Source organism: Nostoc sp. CALU 1950, assembly GCF_051172895.1.
Taxonomy (GTDB): Bacteria; Cyanobacteriota; Cyanobacteriia; order Cyanobacteriales; family Nostocaceae; genus Nostoc; species Nostoc edaphicum_A.
On record NZ_JBDNJQ010000273.1, the window covers coordinates 1 to 5,477 of the forward strand.

Sequence of the window (5,477 nt, forward strand, 5' to 3'; positions counted from 1 at the left end):
GAGTTAGTGTAACTAGATATGTAAAGTTTTGTATTAGGATTCAACATTTCTGGTATCAAAGGTAGTCCAAATATTTTTCTGACGGCTTCATTTGCAACATTGACTGATGAGCTTATAAAACTAGGTTGGAAGCTGTTAGCTTTTCCACTTACTTCTATAAAGTTTTCGGCATTAATATTTATACTGCCAGCATTTCCAGTTGCAAAAGCCACAGAATTAACTACTCCTCCATTTTTCAATCGCAATTGTGATGTCTTTATGGTTAAACTTCCAGCATTTCCAGCATTAAAAGCTGTAGCTGCTATGGTGCTTGGAGCAGAACGCTCTGGTTTTATCCCTGTAATTTCGATAGAATCTGCATTGACAATAACGTTGTTTCCATCTCCAGTTCCGAAGCTTGATGATGCCACTGTTCCTCCATCAGTAATTCGTAGCTGTTCTGTTGACATTTGAACAGAACCTGCTTGCCCAGAAGCGAAAGTGGCAGCACTGATGAAGCTAATAGTATCTCCACGACGAAAAGGATTAGCAAGCCTGTTTTCTAACAATTGCACAGAATCAGAGGCATTAATAGTTACGTTACCTCCAGAAGCGTTACTGTATGTACCTGCTCCCACTCTTGCTCCATCCTGAAGCGTTAATCGTTGGGTAAAAACTTTTAGATCGCCACCTTTTCCAGTATTTACTGTTTCCGTGAGTATACTACTAGAAACATTGCCATCTGGAGAAGTTCCTTCCAAAACCAAAGACCTAGAAGCATTAATATTGATATTTCCAGATGAAGTCTCGCCTAAATTTTGAATCAACATTGTTGAACCGTCTGTCAGATAGACATTATTTCCATGTACCTGAATCGTTCCAGCGCCTGTACCACTAGCATTGATTAAAGCTTGTTTTGATAACTGAATATCTTCAAACTTGCGAACTCCTTCGTAATCAAAAGTCCATCCTTGGTTATTGGATTTGAGGTCAACAAAACCAGACCCTACACTACCCAACTCAGATTGTCCCCCTGGAGTAGTTATAATGCCACCTTCCACATTTATGTTACTCCCGATTAAAGCTAGAGTCTTTCCTGGTTGTACTAAAAGGCCTGTTGAATTGTTGTTTACTATGGTAGGGAATAAACCAGCATTTGGTGTAATTTGATGTCCGCCACCTAAAACTTGAATAGTTCCAGTTGAATTATCTCTAAATGCTAGCCCTGTAGGAGCGCTAATTGTTAGCAATGCTTCTTTCTGGTTGGGTTGAGCAAAAAACTGTTTACCGTCAGCAAATTTAATACTGTTGGCTGTGGTTGCGACAAATGACCCACCAATGTTTAGTTGAGCGTTAGAACCAAAAATAATTCCATTGGGGTTGAGCAGAAATAGGTTAGCTGTTCCATTAGCACGAATTAAACCATTAATGTTAGAAACAGATTTTCCTGTGACGCGGCTAATAATGTTTGTAATATCAGCAGCATTATTAAAGAAAGCAGTATTCCCAGTAGAAACAGAAAAGTCTTGAAAGCTGTGGAACAAATTAGTTCCTGCTCTAGTCCCTTCATTGATAATATTGAGACTGCCTTGATTAGTAATGAGAGAATTGTTAGTGAGAGTAGTATCTGGAACGATTTGTGCAGCAGTTGGATTTGAAAATACTATGTAATAAAATATACTAACTTTAAATAAATAATAACTAGTTTTTCCCCATTTTATTTTAATTTTCGTTGTATGCACCTGTAGTTAAATCCTTTTTTTTACACGAAAATATTATAAAGTTTAAAAAGAACCAGCTACAACTGATTTAAATGATTTTGACCATGACGTTAATATATGCGATTAATCAGTTATCTCTCTATCTATTGCAATCAATGAACTTCACCTTTATGCAAGCAATACCCCACTGAGGAAACAAACTTGGCAATCAACTTTTTGATAAGAATCTACACGCGCTGAGTCATTATCCCAACACTTATGAAAAAACTCAAATCTTGGATTAGGATTCAAAATCCTTCCCATCTTGAGCTTTTTCACTCTGGTCAAGCCTTTGACCAAGTGCTATTGCCTCACTTGACGATTTATCTGTTATCACTCACAGTTCATCGGCTGCTTGCCATTAAAATGTCTTGATGGCGGTTGCATATACTAAACGTAGAATTACTTTTTGTTTACTCAATGAATACAGAAATCCAATCTGAGTTTGATTTTTTTCGACAGTGGTATCCGCTTTCCCCTATCGAAGATATCAATCCAAACTGCCCCACCACAGTTGTTCTTCTGGGATTACGCTTAGTCATTTGGAAGCCTAAATTATCTAAAGCTTACCAAGTATTTTTAGATCAATGCCCTCATCGCCTTGCTCCCTTAAGTGAAGGGCGTGTTGATGAAAAAACGGGTAATTTGATGTGTAGTTATCATGGTTGGCAGTTTGATTCTCAAGGAGTTTGTACATATATTCCTCAAGCAGAAAATCCAGAAATTGTGACTAGGAATCAAAAAAACTTCTGTGCAGTTACATTCCCTGTTCGTCAGCAAAATGATTTACTTTGGGTTTGGGCAGATGCTAAATCAGCAGAACAGGCTGCAAATACGCCATTACCTCTGTCACCTCAAGTAGATGCTAGCAAAGGTTTTGTTTGGGATTCTTTTGTACGCGACTTGGAATATGATTGGCAAACTCTTGTTGAGAATGTGGCAGATCCAAGTCATGTTCCTTTTGCACATCATAAAGTGCAAGGTATTCGAGAGCAAGCAGTACCTATACCTATGAATATTGAGAAATCAACAGTAAATTTGATTGAAGCAGTTATTGAAAGAAGCTCAGGACGAACAACAATTACTTTTGAACCACCTTGCCGCTTAGAATATGCAATTAGTATTGGTTCTGGAAAGCAGTTAGGAATCGTTACTTACTGTATTCCAGTGTCTCCAGGTCGGTCAAGAATAGTGGCTCAATTTCCTATTAATTTTGCTAAAACAATTTATAGTCTATTACCTCGTTGGTTAGAACATATCATAATTCGTAATCCGCTTCTTGATGGAGATATGATTCTTCTACATCAGCAAGAGCGCTTTTTTCAACAAAAAAAGTTAGTTGAAAGCTGGAAAACTGCCTACAAGCTACCTACAAGTGCAGATCGTTTAGTCATTGAGTTCAGAAATTGGTTTGAAAAGTATTGTAATGGGGATTTACCTTGGAATGAAGTCGGAATTAATTTCTTACAAAACTCAAATATTAACGACAGTCGGACTGTACTGCTTGATCGCTACAAACAACATACTCAGCACTGTAGTAGCTGCCGAGGGGCGCTAAGGGTGATCCAGCGTTTGCAAGTGGTACTGTTGGCATACTCTGCTATTACTATTTCAGGAGTTGCTATCCTCCCAGACACGTTTCGAGTCAAGCTTGGTTTAACGCTAATTATTACAGCACTATTAAGTTTGGCAGCTTACACTTGGCTCAAATTTTGGCTTGTTCCTAAATTTTACTTTGTAGACTATGTTCATGCTAAAAAATAACAGAACTAGACAACAATTACAAAATTATTAATTTTGTAATTAGCTCAACATATAGCGCCAATTCCGCAGCACCTATCTTCATTAAATGCTGCGCCAGGGCTATCTCTGCCTTGGCGGAAGTTGTGGTCATTTCCCAGCCAACTCCAGGCTTAGGGGGTTCCTTGGGCAGAAAGAAAATAACTGATGGGGCCTTTTGGTTGTCTGTTTGTTGAGCGATATTTGTCAGTAGTGCAGAGCCAGAACTCGTACCAACACAGATAATGGAGAGCGTTAACAGTGCAAGTAAAACAGGGTGTTCTTCAATCCTCATCTTCATCCTCATAATCAAAATCATCATCACCGTGTTCTTCGTACCACTTTTTCTCTTCAGCTAAAGCGATTTCTCTCTCAATCATTTTCCTCTCTAGAATTTCCCTTTCAAGCTTTTCTCTTTCTTGCTTTTTCCTTTCAAATATTTCGTTTTCTATTTTTTCTCTTCTGAGCCTTTCTTTCTCTTCTCTTTCTCTCTCAAGCTGAATTAATCGCTGTTCCACTCGCTCACAATAGAAATCCAAGGCTTTACCAGTGACACCTCCGGTAATTGCACCACCAGCTAAAAATATTATTACAGTTTTCCAGCCTTGAATGGGATTACCGCTCCACTCCAAACTACCCTCATTGAGCCACACCAGTAGGAAGTAAACGAGAATTCCAACAACTGTATTGATCAGCGCAAAGACTCTTGGTGTCATCTCGGTTTGGCGAAGTATCAGCCACTGCGCCAGACTGAGAATCACATCAAAGATTACCGCAGCGATAGCACAAAGAATAACATTACCTGGAAAAGTAAACGGATCTACTGTAAATCTAATGATTAGCGTTATAGTAATCGGGGCAGAGAGCAAAAAGCTCAGGAGTAGGCTAGCACTAATTGCAAGAAACCAGTAGCGACCGAGATAACCCAGGCGGAATTCTAACAACGACTCTTGTACTCCAAACAAAGTCATCCAAAATGCAATACCCGCCGTTAAATAATCAAGCATTAGCCGTTGTTTTACCCATGTGTTGAAGAGGGTATTTTCTAGGATACGCCCAAACAGTATTTTGTTGTTGTAATACCTCTGGCGTAGTGGTTTTTTTGATAATTGGTCTATGAGGTTTTTTAATGAGTTTTATATTTAGTAGTGCTGTAAGGCTGCAAAATATAAAGTTTATTTACGCCGTACTGTACTAGCTCCTGACATCTAACATTTGTCTTTTAACAAGAGCATGGCCAGATTGAACATCAAACCAGTGAATATCCTCAGGGGGCAATGCTAATGTAATATCCTCGCCACTCCAATTTTGGTCTGTTGGCAACAAAGCACGTACCGTAATCGCTCCGGTTTGTGAACCCTCAATCCTGACACTGACTAAATAGTGCATCCCCAAGTTTTCCACTAAAAACACTTGCCCTTGGATAGTTTGGGTATCACCTGGTTGAGCAATGCGGACATTTTCTGGACGGATTCCCAGAACAATCTGTGGTGGTGCTGTTGGTATATCTGGGAGAAGCACTTGGAAGTTACCCACGATCGCATATTGTCCCTTACAAGGTAAAGTTAGCAAATTCATTTGCGGACTACCAACAAATCCAGCGACAAATAGATTAGCTGGATGGTTATAGATGCACTCAGGTGGATCAAGTTGCTGGACATAGCCATCGTTGAGCAATGCAACTTTAGTGGAGAGCGTCATCGCTTCTGTTTGGTCGTGGGTAACGTAGACAACTGGCACTTTTTGGGCTGCAAAAATTTGCTTTATATCGGCTCGGACTCGTTCCCGCAGTAGTGCATCCAGGTTACTTAAGGGTTCATCCAGCAGGTATACATCGGCATTACGCACTAAAGCACGACCAACAGCCACCCGTTGGCGTTGACCTCCAGACATTTGTCCAGGCTTAGGGGAAACGCATCTTATTTCCTAATAAAAACTGAGAGAGATTTCAAAATGACA

Annotated in this window: 4 protein-coding genes and 1 pseudogene; 1 reads left to right on the forward strand and 4 read right to left on the reverse strand. The window is 39.6% G+C overall.

What is annotated here, in order from left to right:
• A partial coding sequence (locus ABF638_RS36490; protein ID WP_435027637.1) for a filamentous hemagglutinin N-terminal domain-containing protein occupies nt 1-1,721 on the reverse strand: 1,721 nt, incomplete at its 3' end.
• A 450-nt stretch (nt 1,722-2,171) separates the two neighbouring features.
• Here ABF638_RS36490 and ABF638_RS36495 point away from each other — a divergent pair.
• Nucleotides 2,172-3,503, forward strand: a complete 1,332-nt coding sequence (locus ABF638_RS36495) for an aromatic ring-hydroxylating dioxygenase subunit alpha (protein ID WP_190901903.1) — start codon at nt 2,172-2,174, stop codon at nt 3,501-3,503.
• A gap of 16 nt (nt 3,504-3,519) precedes the next feature.
• Here the strand turns inward: ABF638_RS36495 and ABF638_RS36500 are convergent, their stop codons facing one another.
• The 3 genes and pseudogenes from ABF638_RS36500 to ABF638_RS36510 form a co-directional block, all read right to left on the reverse strand.
• Nucleotides 3,520-3,813, reverse strand: coding sequence for a hypothetical protein (locus ABF638_RS36500; protein WP_435027638.1), 294 nt, complete (start codon nt 3,811-3,813; stop codon nt 3,520-3,522).
• Nucleotides 3,803-4,525 (reverse strand): hypothetical protein, encoded by a 723-nt coding sequence (locus tag ABF638_RS36505; RefSeq protein ID WP_435027639.1) that lies wholly within the window; start codon nt 4,523-4,525, stop codon nt 3,803-3,805. The genes ABF638_RS36500 and ABF638_RS36505 overlap by 11 nt, the downstream gene beginning before the upstream one ends.
• 187 nt (nt 4,526-4,712) lie before the next feature.
• Nucleotides 4,713-5,423, reverse strand: a pseudogene (locus tag ABF638_RS36510) (ABC transporter ATP-binding protein); the annotation flags it as partial.
• Nucleotides 5,424-5,477: the final 54 nt, after the last annotated feature.